At 31.0% G+C, this 26651-nt stretch carries 16 protein-coding genes; 9 read left to right on the top strand and 7 right to left on the bottom strand.

Features of this window, described 5'->3' with window-relative positions:
- Positions 1-635: 635 nt before the first annotated feature.
- Together pheT and dnaN are read right to left on the bottom strand one after the other, a co-directional pair.
- On the bottom strand, positions 636-3056 hold the full coding sequence (gene pheT, locus ACUBP5_RS03240) for a phenylalanine--tRNA ligase subunit beta (RefSeq protein ID WP_482168213.1): 2421 nt from the start codon (positions 3054-3056) through the stop codon (positions 636-638).
- Positions 3057-3088: 32 nt separating this feature from the next.
- Entirely contained in the window at positions 3089-4219 is a 1131-nt protein-coding gene (gene dnaN / locus ACUBP5_RS03235; protein WP_482168212.1) for a DNA polymerase III subunit beta, read from the bottom strand.
- A gap of 1000 nt (positions 4220-5219) precedes the next feature.
- Here dnaN and aspS point away from each other — a divergent pair.
- The 4 genes from aspS (at position 5220) to thrC (ending at position 12514) form a co-directional block, all read left to right on the top strand.
- Complete coding sequence (gene aspS, locus ACUBP5_RS03230; RefSeq protein WP_482168211.1) at positions 5220-6977, top strand: aspartate--tRNA ligase; 1758 nt, start codon at positions 5220-5222, stop codon at positions 6975-6977.
- 775 nt (positions 6978-7752) lie between these two features.
- Entirely contained in the window at positions 7753-10203 is a 2451-nt protein-coding gene (gene thrA, locus ACUBP5_RS03225) for a bifunctional aspartate kinase/homoserine dehydrogenase I (protein ID WP_482168210.1), read from the top strand.
- Positions 10204-10224: 21 nt separating this feature from the next.
- Positions 10225-11160 (top strand): homoserine kinase, encoded by a 936-nt coding sequence (locus tag ACUBP5_RS03220; protein WP_482168209.1) that lies wholly within the window; start codon positions 10225-10227, stop codon positions 11158-11160.
- A gap of 40 nt (positions 11161-11200) precedes the next feature.
- Positions 11201-12514, top strand: a complete 1314-nt coding sequence (thrC, locus tag ACUBP5_RS03215; RefSeq protein ID WP_482168208.1) for a threonine synthase — start codon at positions 11201-11203, stop codon at positions 12512-12514.
- A gap of 13 nt (positions 12515-12527) precedes the next feature.
- Here the strand turns inward: thrC and ACUBP5_RS03210 are convergent, their stop codons facing one another.
- Positions 12528-13787, bottom strand: a complete 1260-nt coding sequence (locus ACUBP5_RS03210; protein ID WP_482168207.1) for a DNA recombination protein RmuC — start codon at positions 13785-13787, stop codon at positions 12528-12530.
- Between the two features lie 701 nt (positions 13788-14488).
- On the opposite strand from ACUBP5_RS03210, the gene ACUBP5_RS03205 reads away from it, so the two are divergent.
- On the top strand, positions 14489-15550 hold the full coding sequence (locus ACUBP5_RS03205; protein ID WP_482168206.1) for an NADH:flavin oxidoreductase/NADH oxidase: 1062 nt from the start codon (positions 14489-14491) through the stop codon (positions 15548-15550).
- Positions 15551-15743: 193 nt separating this feature from the next.
- The gene (locus tag ACUBP5_RS03200; RefSeq protein ID WP_482168205.1) at positions 15744-18200 is read left to right on the top strand and encodes an alpha-ketoacid dehydrogenase subunit alpha/beta; all 2457 of its coding nucleotides are present in this window, start codon (positions 15744-15746) and stop codon (positions 18198-18200) included.
- Here ACUBP5_RS03200 and ACUBP5_RS03195 read toward each other — a convergent pair.
- Positions 18197-18607, bottom strand: coding sequence for an NUDIX domain-containing protein (locus ACUBP5_RS03195; RefSeq protein ID WP_482168204.1), 411 nt, complete (start codon positions 18605-18607; stop codon positions 18197-18199). The two genes, ACUBP5_RS03200 and ACUBP5_RS03195, sit on opposite strands and share 4 nt — an antisense overlap.
- A 1020-nt stretch (positions 18608-19627) precedes the next feature.
- Between ACUBP5_RS03195 and ACUBP5_RS03190 the strand changes: the two genes are divergently transcribed.
- From ACUBP5_RS03190 to ACUBP5_RS03180, 3 genes are all read left to right on the top strand, one after another.
- Positions 19628-20920: a UDP-N-acetylmuramoyl-tripeptide--D-alanyl-D-alanine ligase gene (locus ACUBP5_RS03190; RefSeq protein ID WP_482168203.1), complete on the top strand. Its 1293-nt coding sequence runs from the start codon at positions 19628-19630 to the stop codon at positions 20918-20920.
- 99 nt (positions 20921-21019) lie between these two features.
- Positions 21020-22024 carry a pyruvate dehydrogenase (acetyl-transferring) E1 component subunit alpha gene (pdhA, locus tag ACUBP5_RS03185; RefSeq protein ID WP_482168202.1) on the top strand — a complete coding sequence of 335 codons (1005 nt, stop codon included), beginning with the start codon at positions 21020-21022 and terminating at the stop codon, positions 22022-22024.
- Positions 22025-22084: 60 nt separating this feature from the next.
- Positions 22085-23329: a dihydrolipoamide acetyltransferase family protein gene (locus ACUBP5_RS03180; protein ID WP_482168201.1), complete on the top strand. Its 1245-nt coding sequence runs from the start codon at positions 22085-22087 to the stop codon at positions 23327-23329.
- 269 nt (positions 23330-23598) lie between these two features.
- Here ACUBP5_RS03180 and ACUBP5_RS03175 read toward each other — a convergent pair whose 3' ends face one another.
- The 3 genes from ACUBP5_RS03175 to ACUBP5_RS03165 all read right to left on the bottom strand — a co-directional run bounded on the left by ACUBP5_RS03175 (position 23599) and on the right by ACUBP5_RS03165 (position 26647).
- Positions 23599-24636: a DHH family phosphoesterase gene (locus tag ACUBP5_RS03175; protein ID WP_482168200.1), complete on the bottom strand. Its 1038-nt coding sequence runs from the start codon at positions 24634-24636 to the stop codon at positions 23599-23601.
- Positions 24637-24638: 2 nt separating this feature from the next.
- Positions 24639-25160 (bottom strand): IS1096 element passenger TnpR family protein, encoded by a 522-nt coding sequence (locus tag ACUBP5_RS03170; protein ID WP_482168199.1) that lies wholly within the window; start codon positions 25158-25160, stop codon positions 24639-24641.
- Between the two features lie 71 nt (positions 25161-25231).
- Positions 25232-26647 (bottom strand): CCA tRNA nucleotidyltransferase, encoded by a 1416-nt coding sequence (locus ACUBP5_RS03165; RefSeq protein WP_482168198.1) that lies wholly within the window; start codon positions 26645-26647, stop codon positions 25232-25234.
- Between the last annotated feature and the right edge of the window lie 4 nt (positions 26648-26651).

The following is a 26651-nucleotide window of genomic DNA, read 5'->3' as shown; positions in this document are numbered from 1 at the left end:
AGTAAAATGGGATCGAAATTATGCTATTCTTAATATTTATATTTTTTTTTAGATAAATATTTTATTATAAATACATTACTCTTAGTAAGAGGGGTAAAGCTATTTATCCTACCTTTATTTTAGGTACAAGCATATTTAATGAAGGCTTATGAAGCCTATTTTTTTTAGTATCTGTAAAAAGGGCTGATACAAAGAATTAATTCTTTGGAGTAGAAATACAAGATTTTTTTTTTTAAAAAAAGACTTTACAGTATAATATGCATTATTTCTTCTATAGCTAAATGAAAAAGAAAGTATAACTAAGTAATACAACTATTTCCAGTATTTAATATCAGCTTTTAGTATAGTCATTTTATGCTCTTTATACATAAAAACTGTTACTTCATAGTATTTGATCGTTTATATCACTTTTTAAGTAAAACAGTATATATAATATTTTTTTTATAACCTATTGTGATATAAATTTATGTGCCATCAACTGCAAATAGCAGCCTCATATAATGAGGTAAAAAATATAAATGCCCGTATCCTGTACGTAATAACATTACCTTGTTTATGGAATATAGAAAAAGTATTTATAATAGTGAATTATATGAATTCAACCCATATTATAAAGGTAGTTTTTTTGTAAATTATTATCTGAATTCCGCATCCAGAGTCTTACGAAGTATATAGCGAATGTTTCCCATAACTGTTTCTATACGATCATTAGTTAGCGTTTGCTTTGTATCCTCGAAATAAAAACTTAGTGCATAAGATTTTTTACCTATTGGGAGTTGATTCCCTGTGTATACGTCAAAAAGCTTTATATCTTTTAATAATGTTTTCTCCGTTTTTTGAATATTTTTACAGAGTTTCTCAAACGTTACAGATTCATCAATCAAAATAGCTAAATCCCTGCGTGCTTGCGGATATTTAGACGGGTTATAAATATGAGTTTTGTTTTCCTGAAAGATTTTAACTACTGATTCCCATGGGATCTCAGCATAAAATATTTGTTGATCTATATTGAAATGCTCTGATATCTCTTTTTTAACTTCTCCCATAATAGCTATAGTTTTTTCTTGACAAGTTATTAAAAGACCTTGCTGGAGCAGAGGATGTTTTATAAGTTGCTCATCAAGCATTTGGACACGATTCTTTTTTAGTAAAGCTTCCACAACGCCCTTCAATTCGAAGAATAAAAATGAATCCTTTGAGCTCAACCAATGTTCTCTTTGTCCCTTATTAGTGATAATAATAGATAAATAGGGAATTTCTATATATTTTTTATCCTTCTTAGTATAAGTTTTTCCCCATTCAAATAGTTTAAGAGAGGTATTTTTCCTACTGATATTATAATAAATACGCTCCATAAGGCCAAATAAAAGACTCTGGCGCAATACAGCTAGTTCCTCGCTTATAGGATTAATAATTTCAATAGCTTGATTTAAAGAATTATTTATAAATTTTTGATATTTATAATGTGTAAGTGATAAATTGATTACTTCGTAAAAACCTTGTGCACTTAATATCTTAGAACTGTTATCCTCTAGTTCCTCAGAAAGGGAGACATCTTGAGAAATTAAGGAAAAACGAAAATGTTCAGGCGTCTTTATTAAGTTATAACCATAAATTCTTAAAATCTCCTCAATCAAATCCACCTCACGGGTTATATCGACTCTATAAGAAGGGACAGAAACTATTAGTTTTTCTTTTTCTTCTTTAATAATAGATATCCCTAAAAGGAGAAGGATTTTTTTAATTTGTTTCTTAGGAATGATTTCGCCTATTAAATGATATATCTTTTCATAACGCAGCTTTATCCTTGCATTTTGCACTGGATTAGGATAAAGATCTATAAAATAATGTATCTTACTAGAAGTAGTTTCTCTAATTAAGAGAGCGGCCCTTTTAAGGGCGTATACTGTCTGTTCAGGATCAGTTCCTCGTTCAAATCTAAAGGAAGACTCAGTTTTTAATCCGTGTCTTTTAGCACTTCGTCGTATACTTACTCGATTAAAGCATGCACTCTCAAGAAAAATATTTTGCGTTTTTTGTGTAACACCTGAATTTAACCCTCCTAAGATCCCGGCTAGGCAAAGTGGTTTTTGAGCATCAAAAATTGTTAAATCTTCCTTATCAAGTATCCGTTCTACTGAATCTAGTGTCTTAAAATGTTGATTCTCTTGAGGAGTTTTTATATAAATAGTTTTGCCCTGTATAAAATCAGCATCATAAATATGAAGAGGTTGTCCAAGCTCATACATTACAAAATTAGTAATATCTACCAGGTTATTAATAGGCTGTAAACCTAAACCCTCTAAACGTTTCTTAAGCCAAAAAGGAGAATGAGTTATTTTTACCTCTTTAATTAAACAACCGCTATAGCGTATACATCGATCGGAAGATTTGATGTAAATAGAAAAATCTAACGCATCTTCTTTAAAAGAAAAATCTTTTACTTCAGGTTTGAGCAATTCAGCTTTATATCCTCTAGCTTTTAGAGCTAAATGCAAGTCCCTAGCTACGCCCCAGTGACTCATAGCATCAGCCCGATTAGGAGTAAGACCTATCTCAATAAGATAATCCTCATCTGCTTTAAAAAGTTTTGAGGCTAGAGTCCCAATAGGGATCTCACTATTAATTAATAAAATACTCTCTGAGTTATTTTGTATAGCTAATTCCCTAGCTGAGCAAATTATCCCTTGAGATTCTATACCTTTGATGATAGTCCCCTTTATATATGTTTGATTGCCGTTTCTGTCAAGTACGCAAGCGCCGATAAGAGCTACGAGTACTTTTTGATTCACCGCTAGTTCAGGAGCTAGACAGATAATTTGAACATCTTGGTTTTTTCCGACATCTACACGCGTTACTTTAAGATGATTAGCATTGGGATGTGGTATAAAAGATGTTATTTTTCCTACAACGACTTCTTTTAATAGTGTATTTGAAATTTGAAATTTTTCATAATTTTCCACATTTAGTCCGATATCAGTAAGTATTTGGCAAAGTTGATGAGGATCAAGATCAGAGATTAAATATTGTTTAAGCCAGTTATAGGATATTTTCATGAATTTTTTTCTCCTTTTAAAAGAAGATGATATTAGTAGTTATTGAGCATTATTGGCATTACCAACATAACAAGTTCTTCATCTTCTTCTTTATTTTTTAATGGTTTTAATAATCCAGCCTTTTCGGGAGTCGACATTTCAAATAAAATATCCTCAGTATTAATATGAGAAAGCATTTCTATTAGAAATTTTGAGTTGAACCCTATTTCTATATCCTTACCCGTATAATCGCAATTTAAATGTTCTTGTGCTTTATTTGAAAAATCAGTATCTTCAGCATACATTTGAAGTTTATTCCTACTGAGATTAAGGTGAATTTGGTAGGTGGACTTATTTGAAAAAAGTGTTATACGTTTGAGTGCGTTTAAAAACTCTGCGCGTTTAATACTTAGTTTTTTATCGTTATGTTTAGGTATAACCTTATCGTATTCAGGATATTTCCCATCAATAAGTCGACAGATAAGGGTTTTATCATTAAAAATAAACTGTGTGTTAGTTTCATTGTATTCTATAGTAACCTCTTCATCATCAAGCATATTTTTGAGTATTTGGAGTGGTTTTTTTGGAAGAATAAATTCGGTAGTTCGTTCGGTTTTTAAATTTTTTCTTACGTATTTTACTAACTTATGAGAATCGGTTGCTACAAAAGTAGCTCCCTCGGGATTAAACTGAAAAAGTACTCCAGTCATTGCTATCCTAAGTTCGTCGTGACTGCTGGCAAAGATAGTTTGATTAATAGCTTTTGCGAGCATTTTAGGTCTCATTGTTAAACGTATAGGTTGATCTAAGACAGGTGTTTTAGGGAACTCTTGCCAATTTTGTACTGCTAGTGAATAATTACCTTGTTCTACAGTTACTTCAAGATTATTTCTATCTTCTTTTAAAGAGATGGTAAGTGGCTGCTCGGTAAAAGTTTTTAACATATCAGTTATTAACCTAGCTGGAACAGCAGTTTTTCCTGAATTCTTTCCAGAGTTCTCTGACGTTACGTTTATATAACTGATTAAAGTAGTTTCTAAATCCGAAGCGGTAATTTTAAGCTCATTTTTTTCAAGTTCGAAAAGAAAATTATTTAAAATTGGCAATGCATTATTATTACTTACCACTGCGTTTAGCATATGAAGTTGTTTTAGAAGTTCTGAACTTGATACGATAAATTTCATGAAACTGAATTTGATTACAAATGTATTTAGTTTGTAAAATAAAGATTTCTTTTTTATACTACTTAAAAAATCTTACAAACTTAATTTATGCTCATAATCTTATAAAGTGAATTACATAAACTTAAAATTAGAAGTCTGCTCTTAATTTATAAATATTAAAAGTTATGTATATCAAGTATATTTTTTCTAAATATATCTTAAATAAGTATACAAGTTTTACAAATAGATCTTTCTGTAAGTATATACTTCTTAATTGAAGATTTCTATATTTCATATGTTATTGAAATATCTTTAATTAGGAAGTTTTACTAACTTAGTTTGTTATATAAATTTTACTTGTTTGATTTATCAGAAATATTTTTTAAAAATTTTATTCTAACATACCCTTTTAAATCTTACTAAAAGTCACTCAGCATTTATTTATCACATGTTTTTCTTTATAAGAAAATTTAAATTCACTCTTAGGAAGGGCTAGTAGAAATGCAAATTTTATATGTCATAAATAACTCTATATAATCATTAAATACTTTTTCATATTAGATACATCATTATAAAAAAGTATTTAATGATTATACTCTTTTTAAAAAAGAATAACTTTATTAAAGCATTGCTCTATTTTGTGTTTTGGAAAAATTACTATTTTAATTATCCTATTATGATTGAATAGTATTTTTTTTGCCAATTAGATGATTTTTTTTAGAATTAAATTTGTAATTACTTTTAGCTAAAAAAAAAATCATGATGTATCATCTGTTTTTTACACCAATTTTAAAAAGATCTGTTTTTTAAGAGTTTTTTTTATTTATTATTTAATTAAATTTCTTATTAAGAAAAAAAAATAATGCAAATAGGTTAAAAAAATATTTTTTTTATAAAATCTACTGTTTTTAGTATCTAAAAAATCTGATAGTTATTAAGGCCTATATAACTTTATATTAAGTTTATAACAGAAATCTAATTTTTATGTGATTATGACTTTCCTTAAAATATATATTCTAAAATGTACAGAACTCATGATTGTGGAGCGCTTAGTAAAGAGAACATAGGCGAAAAAATAGCTTTATGCGGCTGGATTCAATCTATAAGAAATCTAGGATCAGTGAGTTTTATAGATCTAAGAGATTATTATGGCATAACACAGTTAATCTTTTATAAAGGAGATCCGTTAAAGGTACAAGCTGATGAATTAGCGCGTGAATTTGTTATTCAAGTCCATGGAATAGTGGTAGAGAGAGCTTCTAAAAATTTAGAAAATTCTACAGGGGCTATTGAGGTTATAGTCTCTAAACTTAGAATACTTAATTCATCCCTTACACCTCCTTTTACGATAGAGGATCAAACTGATGGAAACGAACTTCTTAGAATGCGTTACCGTTATCTTGATATTAGAAGGAATCCCATAAAAAATAAACTTCTTTTACGTCATAAATTAGCTCTAGAAATCCGAAATTATCTCTCTAATTTTGATTTTATAGAGATAGAAACTCCCATGCTAATAAAATCTACACCTGAGGGCGCTAGAGATTTTGTTGTGCCTTCTCGGATGCATCCAGGACAGTTTTATGCCTTGCCACAATCACCACAATCTTTTAAACAATTGCTTATGATTGGAGGTATAGATAGGTACTTCCAAATTGTTAAATGTTTTCGTGATGAAGATTTGCGTGCTGATCGTCAGCCTGAGTTTACACAAATAGACTGTGAGATGGCTTTTGTTGAACAGGAAGATGTATTAATCTTTTTTGAAAATTTTATAGTTCATTTATTTCAAAAAATACGTGGAGTTAAATTATCTACTCCTTTTACCAGAATCTCTTATGACCAATCTATGCAGACATATGGCTCAGATAAACCTGATCTCCGTTTTAAAATGACTATCGAAACGTTGACTGATTTAGTCAAAGGTAGAGGGTTTACTCCTTTTGATACACAGGAGCTCACTATAGGTATAGTTGTTCCTAATATTGCATATTATACCCGAAAACAATTAGATGAGATCACCTCCTGGGTAAAAAAACCCCAAATTGGTTCTCAGGAGCTTTTTTGGGTGAAATATCTCGAACAAGAGAACTTTAAGTCATCTATAAATAAGTATTTTAGACAGGATGATTTTAAAACATGGGCTCACAAATTGAATGCTAAAGTGGGTGATGTATTATTTATACTTGCTGGGGAAACAAAAGAGGTGCAAAAACAGCTAGGCCAATTACGTTTAGAGATGGGTCGAAGACTTGGGTTACTTAATTCTGATAAATTAGCTCCATTATGGATTGTAGATTTTCCTTTACTTGAGGAAGAAGATAATGGGAACTATCGTGCTAAGCATCATCCTTTTACAGCTCCAAAAGAAAAAGATTTATTTCTTATAGAAAGTTCTCCACAAAAAGTATGTGCGCAAGCTTATGATCTTGTAATCAACGGGAGTGAGATAGGGGGAGGTTCTATTCGTATTTGTCAAAGCGAACTTCAAGAACATATTTTTTCACTATTAGGGTTTTCAAAGGAAAAAGCTTATAAGCGATTCGGATTCCTAATTGATGCTTTACGATATGGCGCACCCCCTCACGGGGGTATTGCTTTTGGGTTCGATAGATTAGCCGCTATATTAGCAAAAGATGAAAGTATACGTGATTTCATAGCTTTCCCTAAAAACAATTCCGGAAGAGATGTGATGATTGAGAGCCCTTCAATACTTGATACTGAACAATTACAAGAGTTAAGTTTGCATTTAAAAAAAGATATACCTATAGAGCCCTAAAATCAACACTTTCTTATGTCACATTTACTGTAAAAAGAATCTAGTTAGCAAAAAAAACTTATTTCCAATAGTAAAAATCAATTAGTATTTACTTTGCTTAAATAAAAAAGAAACTTATCAAAAAAAATGTCTATATGAGCTTATAGAAAAAAAAATAATAAAATATTATATTTACTAATACTTTAGTATCTCAAATAAATATTTTCCTAATATTATAAATATTTTAGATAAAACTTATGCAAGTTCTGATAGATCCTTTTTTAAGGATAAATTATTTAGTTTAAATCCCCTTTTATTATATTAATATAAAGAAAGTAAGCTTGCAAATAATTAAGGATTTAATTTTTTATACTGAATAGTATATAAAAAATATTTTCTTTTTAAAGAAAGTCTACAATTGTATTAGAGTAAATACAAAATACTTTTTTTTCATAAAAATTTTCAGGGTTCATCCCTTATCAAGATAAGGATAACATAATTAAGTTATTATAGTTTTAAAAACTAGTTTTGTTTTTTATATATAATCACAAGTCTAAAAATAAGGAACATAAATTGTAAATTATATATAAAAACTATATTTAAAAAATGATATCTTTCTGCTCTCTAAAAATTAACATTTTAGAATTTCTATTTATCAGGTATGATATTTAATAATAGATAAGAGTGAAAATTAAATTATAGAAAATATAAATTTTACTATACCTGTCTTTAATATTATTTATTATTAATAAATAAGAGCTGTTTTTTTATATTATTAAAAAATTACAAAATAAATATGAAAGTTCTTAAATTTGGTGGCACTTCTGTAGCAAACTCTAGTTCTATAGAACAAATATGTTATATTCTTAAAAATCGAAAGGTATCAACACCTTGTATAGTTATAGTTTCAGCTCTATCTGGTATTACTAATAAATTGATTAAATGTGGGAGATTAGCTGCTTCAAAGGATGAGAAATACCGCGTTCTGCTTCAAGATATCGAGATAAGACATATGAATGTCATACGTGAGTTATTCCCTATTGTCCGTCAAAGCGGATTAATTAGTCAAACAAAAAAATATTTTAATGAGCTGGAAGTTTTTTGCGAAAGTATTTTTCATTTACTAGAGCTCTCTAAACGTTCACTTGATAAAATTATGAGTTATGGAGAGCTTATTTCTTCTTTTATTATATATGAAAAATTAAAAGAATTGGGGCTAAAGAGTATTTGGAAAGACAGCAAAGATCTCATCGTTACCGATGAACGATACGGGAATGCACAAGTAGATTTTATTAACAGTTATCATCGTATTGAAGAATTTTTTTTGAAAATATCGTCTGACTATTATACAGTAATGCCTGGTTTTATAGCCGCTTCGATTACTCAAGAAACTACTACTCTAGGACGTGGAGGTTCAGATTATAGTGCATCTATTATAGCCGCAGCAATCAAAGCTGAAGCATTAGAAATATGGACTGATGTAAGCGGCGTTATGACTGCTGATCCAAAATTAGTTTCTCAAGCATTCCCTATTGAAAAACTTTCTTATAAAGAGGCTATGGAACTTTCCCATTTTGGAGCTAAGGTAATTTATCCGCCTACGCTACAACCTGCTATGGAAAGAAACATCCCTATTTTAATCAAAAATACTTTTTCTCCTCAAGAAAAAGGGACTTGCATAGATAAGTATGATAATCGGCTGATAAAATCTATGATTACAGGCATATCGGGTATGTCTGATATAGTTCTTATTACTTTAGAAGGAAGCGGTATGATAGGTATACCAGGTTATTCTAAACGTCTTTTTTCTGCTTTAGCATATCATGGGATTAATGTGATTTTTATCACTCAGAGCTCTTCAGAATATTCAATCACTTTAGGCATACAAAAAGACGATTTGATATTAGCTAAAGGTAGTATAGATAGTGAATTTGCTGAAGAAATTTACCAAAAGCGTCTTTTACCAGCTTTTGTGGAAAAAGATCTATGTATTATAGCTGTTGTTGGGGATGATATGAAAAACCGTCATGGCACCTCAGGTAGAATGTTTAGTGCTCTAGGTAAGAATAGCGTCAATATACGAGCTATAGCGCAAGGATCTACTGAAAAAAATATCTCGGCTGTCATTTCAAACAAAGACTTTAAAAAGGCTTTGAATACCCTTCACGAAACTTTCTTTGAAAAGCCCGCTAAACAAATAAATCTCTTTATTGCCGGTTTGGGACAAGTAGGGAGTAAGTTACTAGAACAACTACATAGTCAGAGAGACTATCTCTTAAAAGAACTTAAATTGCAAATACGAGTTATTGCTATTTGTAATAGTAAGAAAATGTATTTTGAAGAACTCGGAATAGATCTGAGAAACTGGGAAGAAAAAATAAAAGATAAAGAGCCAATGGTATTGGAAACCTTTATCAAAAAAATACGCTCACTCAATTTACGTAATAGCATTTTCTTAGATAACACTTCTAGTAAAGAAGTAGCCCAGGTATATGATCAGTTTCTTGCAAAAGGTATCGGCGTAGTCACCTGCAATAAAATTGCTTGTGCCTCTTCTTATACATTTTACAAAAACTTAAAAGATTTATCACGTTGTTTTACGGCTCCTTTCTTTTTTGAGACTAACGTAGGGGCAGGTCTACCTATCATAAGCACATTGAATGATCTAGTCCATAGTGGAGACAAGATTCATTTAATAGAGGCAGTTTTATCAGGAAGTTTAAACTTTATATTTAATACATATGAATCAAATCGTACTTTCGCCGACACCGTACGTGAGGCTCATAAAAAAGGATATACGGAGCCTGATCCTCGCATTGATTTAAGTGGTATAGATGTTATGAGAAAAATTCTTATTTTGGTTAGAGAGTGTGGAGAATCTATGGAATTAGAAGATATTGTGCAAAAAACCTTTCTTCCTAATGACTGTATAAAAACAAAAAGCTTAGAGGATTTTTATGAGGCTTTGACTCAAAATGAGGATCATTTTGTGAAATTGCGTGAAAAAGCCCAAAGTAAGGGGAACAGACTGCGTTTTATGGCTACCTATACTGATAAAAAAGCCTCTGTAAGCCTACAAGATATAGGTCCTAAGCATCCATTTTATGAACTCCAAGGAAAAGATAATATGATTCTTTATACGACACAACGCTATGCCCAACAACCTCTTGTTATCAGAGGTGCTGGTGCAGGCGCTGAGGTAACAGCCTCCGGAATATTTTCAGATATTATTAAAGCTTCCAGATAATATTCCCCCTCCCTTATATTTATGCAAAATTCCGTTAAAGTCTTTGCTCCTGCTACCATCGCTAATATTTCGTGTGGCTTTGATGTTCTAGGGATGGCTCTGGAAGGACTAGGTGATGAGATAATCATTAGGAAATCTAGGCAAACAGGTATATATATACATAAAATTCACGGCGCTGATCTCCCTAGAGATCCTAGTCGAAATGTGGTAGGAGTATCTATTCAGAGTCTTTTAAATCAATTACCTAATTTTGATCAGGGCTTTGAAGTAGAGATATTTAAAAATATTCATCCTGGAAGTGGTCTTGGTTCAAGTGCAGCTAGTGCAGCAGGCGCTGTAGTAGGTGCTAATGTTTTATTAAGTAACCCATTCTTACCTACTCAGTTAGTGCGTTTTGCTATGGAAGGAGAACGTTTAGCTAGCAGGAGCGCTCATGCAGATAATGTAACACCAGCTATTATAGGCGGGATCACTCTTGTAAGAAGTTATCATCCTTTAGATCTTGTTTCACTTCATACCCCCAAAGAATTATGGGCTACAGTTCTTCATCCGCAAATAGAAGTAAAAACTTCCCAAGCAAGAGAAATTTTGAAAAAAAACGTTCTTATGAGTAATGCTATTCGTCAATGGGCGAATGTAGGAGCATTAGTAGCAGGTCTTTATCAGGAAGATTATTCTCTTATCAGTCGTTCACTAGAGGACTTTATCGTAGAACCTGTGCGATCGATGTTAATTCCGGCTTTTCAAGAACTTAAAATTGAATGTAAAGCTTCCGGGGCTCTTGGTGGAGGTATATCAGGATCAGGGCCATCAGTATTTATGTTGAGTAAGGGAAGAGAAAAAGCTCAAATAATCGCCCAGTGTATGAATAAAGTTTATGCTAAACTAGATTTAGAGTATAATATATATATATCTTCTATTAATAACCAAGGAGTTAAATGGGAATTTATTGATTAATTCAATAATATTTTAAAAGCAAATAAAATTTTATAGAAATATGCAGTATCATAGCTTAAAAAATCCAAATCACCATGTTGGATTCCAAGAGGCTCTTATTAGAGGATTAGCACCGGATAAAGGTTTATATTTTCCTCAGAGCATTCCCAAACTTCCGAAACGATTTCTTAAAAATATTTATGATTATGAAATACATGAACTTGCCTTTAAGGTTATTTATCCTTATATTCAAAATGCCCTTAAAAAAGAGGTTATTTGGAAGATCATTGAAAAAACACTCACTTTCCCTTTTCCATTAACAGCTATAAGTGAAAACTTATATTCGCTTGAGCTTTTTCATGGACCTACTTTAGCTTTTAAAGATGTAGGATCTATGTTTATGGCAGGTTGCCTAGGTCATTTTCAAAAAAAAAATGATAATCCAATTACCGTATTAGTAGCTACTTCAGGAGATACGGGAGGTGCAGTAGCAAGGGGATTTTATAAGGTTCCAAAAGTAAAAGTAGTAATTCTATATCCGTCAAAAAAAGTAAGCGAGTTACAAGAAAAACAGCTAACTACTCTTGGGGAAAATATAGTTGCTCTGGAAATAGAAGGCAACTTCGATGATTGTCAAAATTTAGTTAAGCAGGCATTTCTTGATGAATCTCTACAAAAAAAATGCTTTCTTACCTCGGCAAACTCTATAAATATAGCACGGTGGTTGCCACAAATGTTTTACTATTTTATTGCGTATCGTAACTTAACTCATGAATTATCTAAAAAAAGACTTATTTTTTCCGTTCCTAGCGGGAATTTTGGAAATCTATGTGCAGGTATGCTAGCAGCTCAAATGGGACTTCCTATCGAGCATTTTATTGCCTCTACTAATAGTAATGATACAGTCCCACGCTTTATGAAAAGTGGGGTCTACTTGCCAAAGTCAGCAATAACTACCCTTTCAAGTGCAATGGATATATCAGATCCGAGTAATTTTGCAAGAATCTTACATTTGCATCCTAACTTAAAGGATCTTAAAAATAGGATGTCAGCTAGATCTTTTACAGATTTTGAGACGGTTGAAACTATGAAAAAAATTTGGGAGGATCAAGAATACATGCTTGATCCTCATGGAGCGGTTGCTTATCTTGGACTTAAGGAATATATAAAGGATAAAAATTTAGGAGAGAATACTATAGGAATATTTCTTCAAACAGCTCATCCAGTAAAATTCATAGATAGAATTCCTCAGGAATTATGTAATAAGATAGTTATTCCTAATATTCTGAAAACACTCCTAAAAAAGGATAAAAAAGTACAAAAGCTGTCTAATAATTATGAAAATTTTAGAGATTATTTGTTAAATATTAGTTAATCTTTTCTTAAGATTATTCCGGATTAGTAAGAAATTTTTGAGTTTTTATTGTCTCAGAACTTTCAATATTTTTAAGCTTTCTTTCAATGGCTCGTGTACGTTTTCCCATGACTTCTTCAAGTTGGGTTGAAGCTGTATGTAGATTATTTTGAGCTTTTTGAAGTAGGCCTCCAAATTTTTGGAATTCGGTCTTTACAGTACTAAGAATCTCCCATACCTGACTGCTGCGTTTTTGAATGGCAAGTGTACGAAATCCTATTTGAAGACTGTTAAGCAAAGCAGCTAAGGTAGAAGGTCCAGTAACTAATATTTTATAAATACACATTAACTCCTCTAATAAAGCAGCTTTTTTTACCACTTCTCCATATAGACTCTCGAAAGGCAGGAAAAGAATTCCAAAGTCTGTAGTATGCGGAGGTTCAATATATTTTTCATTTACTTCTTTTGCCATTTTTCTAAGAGTATTCTCAAGATTTTTCTGCGCTATCTTAATAGCACTATTTTCTGGATTGTCATAGGCTTGTTGTAATTGTTCATAAGCATCTTTAGGAAACTTCGCATCTATAGGAAGCCATATATTTGTTTTATTATCAGATCCGGGTAATTTTATAGCAAACTCTACTGTGAAAGAAGATCCTTTTCGAGTAGTGACATTCGCCTGATATTGTTCAGGCGCCAGTAGTTGCTCTAGTAGCATAGAGAGTTGCATTTCACCAAATCCTCCTCGCATTTTCACATTGCTGAGAATTTTTTTTAATCCTCCAACATCCTGTGCTAGATTTCGCATCTCACCCAACCCCTCTTGTACTGCCGATAGCTGTTTTCTTACAGTTTCAAAAGAACGACCTAGGCGTTCGTCTAAAGTTTTTTGAAGTTTTTCATCTACCATTCGACGCATTTCATCGAGTTTCCCACCTGTAATCAGGATAAGTTTTTCTTGTTCTTTTTCTAAATTATCTAACTTATCCCGTTGCATATCTTTTAATGTTTCGATATCTTTTCCCAGTTCTTCTGTGAGTTGTTGACGAAATTGCATTAATGACTCACTAAGTTCTTTTCTACTTTCTCTGGCGGAATCGTTAAATTCTTTGCGATGAAATGTAAATTCTTGTTTAAAGGAAGATTCTAGTTTGATTAAAAGATTTCCTATCATATCTACACCTTTAGAAAGACTCTGTAAAGGCATCAACTCTTTTTTTTGTAAATAATTAATGGAGACAAATATTAAGCATATCACTAATAGTGCTATAAGAATGTAAATAATTATTTCCATTTATTTTTGAATAAATATGATATTTGCCACAAAAAATATTTAGATGCAAAGATCTATATTTTTGATATGCTATAATTAGTAATTTATTCTTCTATATAAAAAATATACCCTGTTACAATACATAATACATATATAATATAAAAATTTCACTTAAAATACTATAATTATTTCAATTAGCGTTGTGAATTAAAAATCAATTCTTTACAATATTTATTAAATAAATTAGGATATATACCTTTCAAGTAAACCTTAAGTTAAATATATCTGATACTTAATCAGCAAGTTAGTATCTAATCAACTAGATCATTTTTTTTATTTTTTTAGATAGTTATTTTGATTAAAATTAGATAGTATTTTTTTATAATAAGTGAGATTTTATGTTAGTTTTTTTTTAAATGCTTAAGCTAAGCATAGGCCACTTAAAGTGATTTTTAATGAGTAAGTCTATAACCTGTAGATATTTTTTGCATTTTTTTTGCTAAAATATTATTTCTAATAGTTGATTTTTATAGTAGACTTTCTTTTACAAGGTATTAGACAATATATATATGATTAGAATATTTATAATGTATCAGAACATAAAATTAAGCTTAATTAAGAAAACACCATATTTTTGATAATTTTACATTCAAACAATTTTTTTTATGAGACTTTTTAAAAAAAAGTTAAATAATCTTATTTTTTTATTAAAAATTTCTGTTATGTCTATTTTATTTACTCCTTTGCAAATAAAAAATGTTCGATTGAAAAATCGTTTAGTTCAATCACCTATGTGTATGTATATGGCCAAAGAAGGTAGGGCTAGCTCTTGGCATTTTACTCATTACGGCACTCGTGCTATTGGAGGGATCAGTTCTATTGTTCTAGAGGCCACTGCTATTTCGCCTGAGGGCCGTATTACTCATGGGGATTTGGGTATATGGGAAGATGAGCATATAGAAGGTCTTTTAAAGATAACAAATTTTCTTAAAGAACAAGGAGTTATTCCTGCTATACAACTAGCACATGCTGGACGGAAGGCCTCTTGCGATCTTCCCTGGAATGGCGGGAAACAGCTAACTTTAGCTCAGAAAGGCTGGGAAACGCTTGCGCCTTCTCCTATCCCTTTCTATAAAAACGATCGTATACCTAGAGAAATTAGAGAAAGTGATATTTTAAAAATTTTAGACGATTTTAAATCGGCTGCTCTTAGAGCGCAACAAGCTGGGTTTGAAATTATAGAAATTCATGCTGCACACGGATATTTGCTTAATACATTTCTTTCTCCTATAACGAATATTAGATTAGATAAATATGGAGGTTCTTTTGATAATCGTATTTCTTTTCTCCTTCAAGTCATTGATAAAATACAAAAAGTATGGTCAAAAAACCAACCTCTCTTTGTGAGAATTTCCACGGTGGATTATAAAAAGGATAGTTGGACAATAGAGAATAGTTTGCGCTTATCTGATATACTTTCTCAAAGAGGAGTAGATCTAATAGACTGTTCGTCTGGTGGAGTATTTTCTAATGTTGATGCCCCTTTAGGACCGGCTTATCAAGTTCCTTTTTCAGAATGTATTAAACATCAAGTAGGAATACTGACTTCTGCTGTTGGTTTTATTGATCAAGCCTTTCAGGCTGAAGAAATACTTTTAAAAAAACAGGCTGATCTTATCTTTTTAGGTAGGAAGCTCTTACGAGAACCTTATTTTCCTTTACAGGCTGCGCGAGAGCTTGGTGTGAAAACACAATGGCCTTTACCTTATTTAAGAGCTTTATAAGTTTTTCTATGATATTCTTTTTTTTAATAACTAATCCCTATAATCGGGGAATTTAAATTATAGGAGTAAGTGTAGAAACGTATGGCTTATATTTAAGGGATAAACTAGTTTAGTATAAAATTTTATAAATCTATGATAGATCTTTTATCGAATTATTAAATTCGATTACTTTTAATATAGTAAAATATTTTTAATGCGATCAGAAGAACTACCAATCTATAATAATTTATCTTTTGAAGAATTTCGTCAATCAGTATTAAACGATTATCTACTCGCTTGCACTAGTAGAGAAATGAGTCTTCTTGGGCGTAAGGAAGTTTTAAACGGCAAAAGTAAATTTGGAATATTTGGCGATGGTAAAGAATTACCACAACTAGCAATGGCCCGTGTTTTCAAAGAAGGAGACTTTAGATCAGGATATTATCGTGATCAAACTTTTATGATAGCTATAGGGGCCCTTAAGGTAAAGGCCTTTTTTGCTCAACTCTATGCACATACCGATTCTAAAGTAGAGCCCTCATCTTCTGGAAGAATGATGACGAGTCATTTCGGTACGCCTTTATTAGATGAAAAAGGCCATTGGCTAATACTTTCAAAACAGAAAAACTCGATTTCTGATATTTCTCCTCTAGCTTCTCAGATTCCAAGATTACTCGGATTAGCTCAGGCTTCAAAAATTTATAAAAATTCTCCTTCTTTAAAATCTCATTCGCTGCTTTTTTCGAATGATGGTAATGAAATTGCTTTTGGAACTATCGGCAATGCAAGTACCTCTGAAGGTTTGTTCTGGGAAACTTTTAATGCCGCAGGTGTTCTTGAAGTTCCTATGATTATTTCAATATGGGATGATCACTATGGAATTTCAGTTCCTGGAAAATATCACAACATTAAAAAAAGTTTTTCTCAAATGTTAAGAGGCTTTAAACGTACAAGTTCTGAGCGGGGTTTTGAAATATTTTCTGTAAAAGGATGGGATTACGTTGCTTTAGTTGAAACATATGAATGTGCTGAAAAGATCGCTCGCGAAAAACACGTACCTGTATTGATCCATGTTACCCAGCTTACTCAGCCTCAAGGACATTCGACATCAGGCTCTCATGAACGCTATAAATCTTCTAAACGTCTTGAATGGGAACGTTCTCATGATTGTTTAAAAAAATTTCGTCAATGGATTCTTGATTTTGAACTTATAAATAATGAACAATCATTTAAAATAACTACTTGTGAAGTACTTAACCAGATAGAGATAGATGCTAAAGCATATGTTAGACAGGAACAAAAAAATGCTTGGATTGCTTTTCAAGAACCCTTTATCAGTTCTAAAAATACAGTTTTAAAGTTAATAAAAGATTTTTATGAACAAGTTTCTGATAACCATAACAAAAAGATACTATCGTCGATTTTAAAAAAACTAGATTCAATAATACATCCTAGTAAAAAAGGGTTATTTTCTGCAATCCGTAAGGCTATTTATCTAACTTCTTATGTTTCTGTTGATAAAAAGTTACCTCTTATTAGATGGTATCAAGAAAATCTAAAAATAGAAAAAGAAAATTATTCCTCTTATCTCTATAGTCGATCAAGTCTATCGGCTTCTAGGATTCAAGGAGTTGCTCCTGTTTATTCTAGCACATCTATGGAATTAGATGCTCGTATTATTTTAAGAGATAATTTTGATTTTTTACTTAAAAAGTATCCTCAACTACTAATTCTTGGTCAAGATGTAGGTAAGATGGGTGATGTCAACCAAGGGTTAGAAGGTCTTCAGATTAAATATGGTGAGATGCGTGTAGGAGATACAGGAATACGTGAGGCTAGTATGATTGGACAAGGAATTGGGCTCTCTATGCGAGGATTACGCCCTATTGTTGAAATACAGTACCTCGATTATATATTATATGCACTTCAATTAATGAGTGATGATATAGCTACTATGCAATATCGTACTAAAGGGAAACAAAAAACACCTATCATAGTCCGCACGCGTGGACATCGTTTAGAGGGTATTTGGCACTCAGGCTCTTTAATCGGGGGAATTATAAATTTTTTGCGAGGGATGTTATTTCTTGTTCCACGTAATATGACCAAAGCAGCTGGTTTTTATAATATGCTTATGGAAGCAGATGATCCAGCGCTTGTTATTGAATGTCTTAATGCGTATCGTGCCAAAGAAAAAATTCCTGAAAATATAGGGGAATTTAAAACACCTGTAGGACAAATTGAGTGTACTAGGTTAGGAGAAGATATAACTTTAGTTAGTTATGGTTCTACTTGGCATATTGTTATGGATGCTGCAGATGAATTAGGTCAAAAGGGTATAGCGGCTGAAGTTATTGATGTTCAGTCGTTAATTCCCTTTGACCTCTCGCATGATATTGTCAAAAGTTTACAGAAAACTCATCGTCTAGCTGTTATTGACGAAGATGTCCCAGGAGGTGCATCAGCTTATATCTTGCAAAAGATATTACAAGAGCAAGATGGTTATTATCAATTAGATAGTCAACCTATCACTATTACTGCTCAAGAACATCGCCCAGCTTATGGATCTGATGGTAATTACTTTTCAAAGCCTTCAGTTGAAGATGTAGTGGAAGCTGTTTACGCCTTAATGCATAAGGCAATCCCACAAAAATATCCTTTACTTTATTAAATGACTTTTAAAAGTTCAATCACTTTTTTATCCACTTCGAGCGTCATCATATCTTCTCTTAAATCTTTCAGGGCTATCCAGTGAAGTTTTTGTATTCTATTTTCCATTATCTGTAACGCATTTATATTATGTGTATAAACTTTATAATATACAGATATGAGTTGTTCATTTTTTATAAAGGATGAAGGTTGGAAAAAATCAGTCGTATAAAGATGTTGGTCAATCTTTATTTTCAAATTTAATTCTTCAAGGAATTCTCTTTGAATGGTTTCTTTAGGACCTTCACCGAATTCAAGGCCACCTCCTGGGAACTTAATAAGCATTTTACCAGCATAAGGTTCTTCAAGCAATAAAATTTTTCCTACTTCCTTAAGTATTCCATATACCCTTATATTAAATTGTTTCATAATTATATATGTTCTTATGCTATTAAGAGCTTATTTAACATTTCTTTTTATCTGATGAGTTCGATCATATTTTACAATAAATATTGTCATTTATAAACTTTTGTATATTTATCTATTTTGAATAGTAGATAAATAAAAGTTGACTGTTAATAGTTAATTTATAGAATTTTTAAAAATCATTGGAGATGAAATTCTTCCTATATAGGAAAAATCTATTTTTATAGTTACTTTTCTTATCCTCTAAAAGGAAACGTAAAAATATTTATACTAGTACTATATTTTTTTCTCTTAAGAAGAGATTTTTTTTAAATTATTAAATACATCAATTCCGTTAACATATTATTTAGCGTAATCTATACTTAGTATAAGAATCACTCTTATAATTAAGAATGTACTCTATCTATCATCAATTATCAGAGCTATTAGTATATAACATAACAAATTAAGGATAATAATTATTCTTAAATATCAAAGAGAAATTATATTGTAATAAAGACTTAATATTAAGTAATATTAAAATAAATTTCATTTTATAATTTTAGATAGGATCTAGAATTCTTTTAAACTATTTACCAATTATAAAAAACATAAAAAAAATGATCTAATAATATATTCTTTTCTTACATATACACAAAAAACCTCATTTTATAAAATCTCAATTTTAAAACCTGGATCTAACCCTTTTTTCTAAGGGTATAGAAGAGTATAATAGAAATGACTAAGGCTATTCCTAATTTTTTGTTAGGAATTTTAACATATAATTTACATGCCTTATAATTTTGGCTTTATATAGGAATAGATAAAATATTGTATCTCTTTGAGATAGATAATTGCCATTTATTAAAATAATTATCTAAATGTGGAAGAAAAACTTTCTTTCAAGTATATTGCAATAAGCAATATTTTGATCATAAAATATCCAAATTAATATGATATAGTTAGACAAGTGAAATATATAATATATATAGAAAGAAAAAATCTATACCACTAATTGATTTTTAATCATTTTATTTTGTTAGCATGTATACTAATATAAATATTTTATATAAACTTTTCTTAAAAAGTAAATCAGTCTTTATAGACAGTAGATATGTAATAAAAGGAAGTTTATTCTTTGCTTTAAGAGGGAATAGATTTGATGGAAACGATTTTATAGAAGAAGTACTTTCTAAAGATGCTCATGCAATCATTACAGATAATATTTATCTTACGTTCTCTTCCCAAGAGAAAATATTTTATGTTAAAAATGCAGTCTATGCTCTACAGCAACTCGCTAGTTATCATCGGACCCATTTCCATATTCCAGTAATTGCTATTGTTGGGAGTAATGGTAAAACTACTACTAAGGAGTTAGTAGCAACAGCGATTTCAAGAAAATATAAAACTCTTTTTACTGAAGGTAATTTAAATAATCATATTGGATTACCACTTACTCTTTTAAAGCTTTGTAAAACTCATGAAATAGCGGTGATTGAAATTGGAGCTAATCACCCTGGTGAAATTAAAACACTATGTAACATTGTACAACCCAATTATGGGTATATTACCAATTTTGGTAGTGCACATCTCGAAGGATTTAAAAGTAAGGAAGGAGTTATTAGAGCTAAATCTGAACTTTATGACTATTTAAAAAAACATGAAAAAATAGCTTTTGTCTGTGCTGATGATCCCCTACAAATGCAAAGGAGCGAGGGTCTTTCACGTTGTTTTTTTTCTAAAACTAAAAGTATAGGTGTAAAAATAGAGTTTTTAAAAAATACCGATAGGGGGGTATCTTTAATTTTTAATCAAATGCTTATTCAAAGTAATATATATGGAATTCATAATTTTACAAATCTTTCTGCAGCAATAGCTATTGCTGATTATTTTAAAGTTCCTATTGAGGAAATCAAAATATCTCTTGAAAGCTATTATCCATACAATAACCGTTTTGAGTTTTTAAAAAAGGGGTCATCGCATATATTTTTAGATGCTTATAATGCTAACCCAAGTAGTATGGAAGCAGCCATTGCTCATTTTGAATGTCTAAGAGGAAATAAAATTGCCATATTAGGCGATATGCTTGAACTAGGTATTTATTCATATTGGGAACATTTGAAAGTAATTAAAAGATTACAAAATACCGATATAGTCCAATTTTTTTTGGTAGGCCCAGCATTCTCAATGGCTGGAATTAATCAAGATAGGATACGATGTTTTGATAATAGCCATGCGCTTGAAGATTTTTTTAAAAAAAATCCTGTATATGCAGATTATTTTTTAATCAAAGGATCGCGAAAATGGGCTCTTGAAAAATTGGTATATCTTCTTTAGAGAGAAATGTGAGTTTGTGAAAAATATGAGTTTGTGAAAATGTGGTATAAGGCTTAACTTTGTAAGATCAATTCCTTGATATGACTTAAGTTATTTAAAATGAAGAAAATTACTAAGGATACCTACTTAAAATGGTTTACCGATATGTCTTTTTGGAGAAGATTCGAAGATAAATGTCGCTCACTATATCTTAAGCAAAAAATAAGAGGTTTTTTGCATTTATATAATGGACAAGAAGCTATCCCTGCAGGGTTGGCGCATGCTATGGATATAAATAAAGATCGTATGATTACTGCTTACCGATGCCATATTTTACCTATGGCTATGGGAGTAGATCCTAAAAAAATCATGGCTGAGCTTTGTGGAAAAATCACCGGTACTTCTCACGGTATGGGTGGCTCTATGCATATCTTTAGTAAAGAGCATCGTTTTTATGGGGGGCATGGTATTGTAGGAGGACAAATCCCTTTAGGGGCAGGTATTGCCTTTGCTGATGATTATTTTAATAGAGGTGTTGTTACACTTACCCTTATGGGTGACGGTGCTGTACGTCAGGGATCGCTTCATGAAACTTTAAATCTAGCAATGACTTGGAAACTACCAGTAGTTTTTATTTGCGAAAATAACCAATATGCTATGGGAACTTCTGTAGAGCGAAGTACCAACTTACAAGATATTTATAAAATCGGGTTATCTTATGATATGCCATCAGCTCCTGTAGACGGAATGGATCCTATTAAAGTAGCTGAAGCTGCTAATGAAGCTATAGAGCGAGCCCGTTCAGGTAATGGACCTACCTTCTTAGAAATTAAGACTTATAGATTTAGGGGCCATTCTATGTCAGACGCTGAACCTTATCGAAATAAGGATGAAATCGAACAGTATAAAAAACAAGATCCTATTTTAAGAGTAAAAGAAATTTTATTAAAAAATCAATGGGCTCATGAAAATCAACTTAATATAATAAATGAGCAAGTTAAAGAAAGAGTAGAGGAATGCGTTCGTTTTGCTGAGGAATCAGATTTCCCTCCGGTGGATTACATGTATGACTTGGTATATGAGCAAAAAAATTATCCTTTTTGGGATAGAGTATGTCATATTTAAAATCGGAACCATATTTAATAAGCTAAAATAGCCCCTAAAAATATAGAAATAAAAAAGCATATGGCAAAACTAATCACTATGCCTCGTTTGAGTGACACTATGGAAGAAGGCACCGTAGTAAAATGGCATAAAAAGCTTGGAGATAAAGTTTCTGAGGGTGATTTACTTGCCGAAATCGAAACAGATAAAGCCGTTCAGGAATTTGAATCAGAATACGATGGCTATCTTCTCCATTTAGGTGTACCTGAAGGTCATAGCGTTACTGTAAATAGTACATTAGCTATTATAGGACCTAAAGGGACCGAGGTAAAAAGTATTTTAACTTCTCTTAAAGCAAGAGATTCCGGAACTCAAGATCAAGTATATACTTTATCTCTAGATAAAGATAATATCTCTATAGAAAATAGAGTTACTAATGCCCAAGCTCGAATTTTAGCTTCACCTTTAGCTAAAAAAATAGCAAAGGAAAGGTCTATTTCGCTATCTGAAATTAAGGGGAGTGGCGAGAATGGCCGTATCATTAAAAGAGATATAGAAAAATATCAATTATACTCTCTGCCAGAAAGCCAAGATTTAAAATATTTACCTAAAAGAATACCTATTCCATGTCGTTATACATCTCAAGCTCATGAAGTTCCTAATTCATCTATGCGAAAAGTAATTGCTAAGCGTTTGAGTGAATCTAAATTTATCGCTCCTCATTATTATTTGATAATAGAAGTGGATATGCAGAATGCTATCGCCTCAAGAGAGGCTATTAATGCAAGTATAAAAGAGGGAAAAATATCTTTTAATGATATGGTGATAAAAGCTTCTGCTATGGCTTTAAGGGAACATCCTCAAATCAATACTTCATGGAAGGAAGATAAAATAATTTATCATAATGACATTAATATTGGAGTTGCCGTAGCTATTGAAAAACATGGTTTGTTAGTCCCAGTTATAGCTGGAGCTGATTATAAAAGTCTTCGTGAGATATCTTTTGAAGTAAAAGATAAAGCTACTCGTGCTAGATCAAGTAAATTGAAGATAGAAGAAATGAATGGAAGCACTTTTACGATTTCTAATCTCGGTATGTTTGGTATAGAAATGTTTACCTCTATTATTAATCAACCTAACTCCTCTATACTATCAGTAGGTGCTATTTTAGAAAAACCTATTGTAAAAAATTCTCAGATCATACCTGGAAATCTTATGAAACTTAGTTTAGCTTGTGATCACCGTACAATAGATGGAGCTATAGCAAGTGAATATTTACAATCTCTCAAGAGATTTTTAGAAAATCCCGTTATAATGATCGCCTGATAGGAAAAGAATTTTGTTTGAAAAATTATATGTTGATTCATTATTTGAGTTATATTTTTTTTATATAAAATAAGTAAGGTGTAGATCCACTCATAAGCAAATAAAATATTTTTTTTAATTTTTAAAATGTCTAGATTAAATTTCTTCACATAGAAACTTATGAAGCTATTAATTAAAAATTATTAGTATTATCTACTCTAGAAAAAATATATTAATTATGCTATTAAACAACAACTATAAATGTATTTAATAAGATAAAAATTATACTTTTAAAAAAGTTGCCCCCTATATAAAAGTAAAATATTTAAAAAACGTTCTAGAGTAGATTTTAAGCTTTCTTTTGAAATTCCACCCGCAGCATTTAGATGTCCTCCACCTTGAAAATGTTTACTAGCGAAACTGTTAACGTTAAAATCACCTTTTGAACGAAAGGAAATCTTTATAATTTTCTTAATACAATCTTCAATAAAAAGGACTGAAAAAGAAATGTTCTTTAAATTTAATCCATAGTTAACAAAACCTTCGGTATCCCCTTTTTGCAAATTATGATCTTGAATATCTCCTGAGTTTACACACATATAGGCTGTATTGTATTTAGAAAGAATTTTCATTCCTTTAAGGGCTTTTATTAATAATTTTATCCGTTCAGGAGTATATACAGCATATAATCGATCTTGCATCTCTGCTATATTTACACCTTTTTCTATAAGATGTGCAGCTATAATATGTGCCTCAGAAGTAACTGAGGGAAAACGAAAAGAACCTGTATCGTTAATTATAGCTGTATATAAACAGGATGCAATATCTTGATCTATATAATCTAGATGCCCCATCTGCTCTATTAATCTAAATATAAGTACTGCTGTAGCAGGGGCTGAAGGATCTGAAAGCATTAAATCAAAAGTATCTGGAGTAAGATGATGATCAATAAGAATTTTAAACGCAGGTGATGATTGTAAAAAAACATCTAGAGGCTTAACTCTTGAGAGGGTATTAAAATCGATAAGAAAAATAATGTCAGCCTGATAAATTTTTTCCTCTATCTTATTCATGCGCTCTTGAGCAAATACTATTACTTGATTAATATTTGGCAACCAATACAAAAAGTCAGGGAATCCAGTTGGAGAAATTATATTTACCTGATGCCCTAATTTTTGTAAGTAAATAGATAGAGCTAAAGAAGCTCCCATAGCATCTCCATCAGGATTTTTATGAGGTATAATAAGAAATTTTATAGACGGGCCATTAAATTTCTTTTTAAGATGAATTAAATGTTTTTTACAATTCAAAAAATTTTTATAACCCATGATTAAAGATTTTCCTCATAGTATTCTTCCTGGCTATCTTTTATCTGAAGACAGTTAAAAAAATTATCAAAATCCTGCTGTTCTACTATACACTTTTCTTTAGTAGAAGGAGTAAATATCTTTTTTATATTTTTTAATGGAATTTTTCCCTCTCTCTTTACTGTAAGAGGATAATTAAGCACAGGAGGTTTATTTAGAATTTCTACTAACTTGAGAAGGAAATATCGCATGTTAGTAAAATCATAAATGTATATAAGTTGAACTTCTTCTTTCCCTGAAAAGGCTTCTTTTATGTTTATATAAGTTATACTAATATATAGTTGATTATTAATATAATCTTCTATAGTAATCTTTTTAACTAAGTTAATATCTTTATCTACGTAACAAAAATATTCGAACTCTTGACTATATAAACTAAAGGGGCTTTTGATCCCCTCATGAAGATGCCAAAGTGTCTGATTATCTTTTATATCTATATAAATCTTTTCTTCAGTGTCCAAAGAAATTCGTATTCTATAAATCATTTATTTATATTTTGATTATAGCCAATTCATAAATCTTAACGAAGAGAGGAACATAAATATTACGATTCTATTTAATTCATTTGTTCAAGACCTAATTCTTTACCTTTTTTATACATAAAACAAAATATAGATTCACGATCGGTAGATACCTTCCCATCTAATATAGCTTCTTTTATAGCATTTTTTATAATACCTACTCTTGAAGAAGGGGGCAAGTTAAATATTTTCATGATCTCCTCTCCTGAGATAGGAGGTTGCCAATTACGTATCCTATCTTTCTCTTCAAGTTGACGAAGTTTTCTTTCCACTAATAGAAAATTATTATGATAACGGCGCTGTTTTTCTGGATTTTTAGTAGTAATATCTGCTTTACAGAGCAACATAAGATCATCTATATCTTCACCTGTATCAAACAATAATCTGCGTACTGCCGAATCAGTAGCATCATGACTTACTAAGGCTATAGGTCTAGAACTATATTGAATAATTTTTTGAATATATTTAATAGGTCGAGTTGGCAATTTAAGACGCCTAAATATAGTAGGAATCATACGAGCACCAACAAATTCGTGAGCATGGAAAGTCCAACCTGTATTAATTATATATTTTTTAGTAAGAGTCTTACCTATATCATGTAATAATGCCGCCCAGCGAAGCCATAAAAAATTCGATACCTTACTTATATTTTCGACTACTTCAAGTGTATGAAAAAAATTATCTTTATGAGAATATCCTTCTTTTTCTTGCACACCTTTTAATGCGCAAAGTTCTGGTAATATCATAGAAAGTAATCCAGTTTCATGTAAAAGATTTAACCCAATAGAAGGATTAGGGGAACACATAATTTTTTGAAATTCCAACATAATACGTTCAATAGAAACAACAGAAAGACGTTCACGATTCTGGCATATAGCTTTAAAAGAAGAAGCTTCGATAACAAAATTGAGTTCACTAGCAAAACGTATAGCTCGTAACATACGAAGTGGATCATCGGAATAAGTTATCAAAGGGTCTAAAGGAGTTTGAATAACCTTTTTTTGAATATCAGTTAACCCACCAAACGGATCTATTAAATTCCCATAATTATAGGCATTAAGACCAATAGCCATAGCATTAATGGTAAAATCTCTGCGATTTTGATCATCTATAATAGAACCATCTTCAACAATTGGATTTCTACTATCACTTCGGTAAGATTCCTTACGAGCACCCACAAATTCAATCTTTTGATCATTATATTTAAGCATAGCCGTCCCAAATCGTTTAAATATACTAATCTTAGGTTGAGGATTGAGATTTTGAGAAACTTGTATAGCTAATGCTATACCATTACCGGTAGTTACTACATCTATATCCCTAGATAATTTTTTACTGAGTAAAAAATCTCGAACATACCCTCCAATAACATAAACTTCTTGTTGAAGTTGTGAAGCTGAGCGGCTAATAGTATTAAATAGGCTTTTCTCAATAGCCTGGGTTAAATCCATAAAA

The sequence above is a fragment of the Candidatus Insignibacter tubulum genome (assembly GCF_056790205.1).
This window is presented reverse-complemented; position numbering and strand designations above follow the sequence as displayed.

Coding starts and splice junctions, on each gene's coding strand:
- thrA (WP_482168210.1), top strand. CDS start 7,753: ATGAAAGTTCTTAAATTTGGTGGCACTTCTGTAGCAAACTCTAGTTCT.
- ACUBP5_RS03180 (WP_482168201.1), top strand. CDS start 22,085: ATGGCAAAACTAATCACTATGCCTCGTTTGAGTGACACTATGGAAGAA.
- ACUBP5_RS03175 (WP_482168200.1), bottom strand. CDS start 24,636: ATGGGTTATAAAAATTTTTTGAATTGTAAAAAACATTTAATTCATCTT.
- dnaN (WP_482168212.1), bottom strand. CDS start 4,219: ATGAAATTTATCGTATCAAGTTCAGAACTTCTAAAACAACTTCATATG.
- ACUBP5_RS03170 (WP_482168199.1), bottom strand. CDS start 25,160: ATGATTTATAGAATACGAATTTCTTTGGACACTGAAGAAAAGATTTAT.
- ACUBP5_RS03165 (WP_482168198.1), bottom strand. CDS start 26,647: ATGGATTTAACCCAGGCTATTGAGAAAAGCCTATTTAATACTATTAGC.
- ACUBP5_RS03220 (WP_482168209.1), top strand. CDS start 10,225: ATGCAAAATTCCGTTAAAGTCTTTGCTCCTGCTACCATCGCTAATATT.
- ACUBP5_RS03195 (WP_482168204.1), bottom strand. CDS start 18,607: ATGAAACAATTTAATATAAGGGTATATGGAATACTTAAGGAAGTAGGA.
- thrC (WP_482168208.1), top strand. CDS start 11,201: ATGCAGTATCATAGCTTAAAAAATCCAAATCACCATGTTGGATTCCAA.
- ACUBP5_RS03190 (WP_482168203.1), top strand. CDS start 19,628: ATGTATACTAATATAAATATTTTATATAAACTTTTCTTAAAAAGTAAA.
- ACUBP5_RS03205 (WP_482168206.1), top strand. CDS start 14,489: ATGTCTATTTTATTTACTCCTTTGCAAATAAAAAATGTTCGATTGAAA.
- aspS (WP_482168211.1), top strand. CDS start 5,220: ATGTACAGAACTCATGATTGTGGAGCGCTTAGTAAAGAGAACATAGGC.
- pdhA (WP_482168202.1), top strand. CDS start 21,020: ATGAAGAAAATTACTAAGGATACCTACTTAAAATGGTTTACCGATATG.
- ACUBP5_RS03210 (WP_482168207.1), bottom strand. CDS start 13,787: ATGGAAATAATTATTTACATTCTTATAGCACTATTAGTGATATGCTTA.
- ACUBP5_RS03200 (WP_482168205.1), top strand. CDS start 15,744: ATGCGATCAGAAGAACTACCAATCTATAATAATTTATCTTTTGAAGAA.
- pheT (WP_482168213.1), bottom strand. CDS start 3,056: ATGAAAATATCCTATAACTGGCTTAAACAATATTTAATCTCTGATCTT.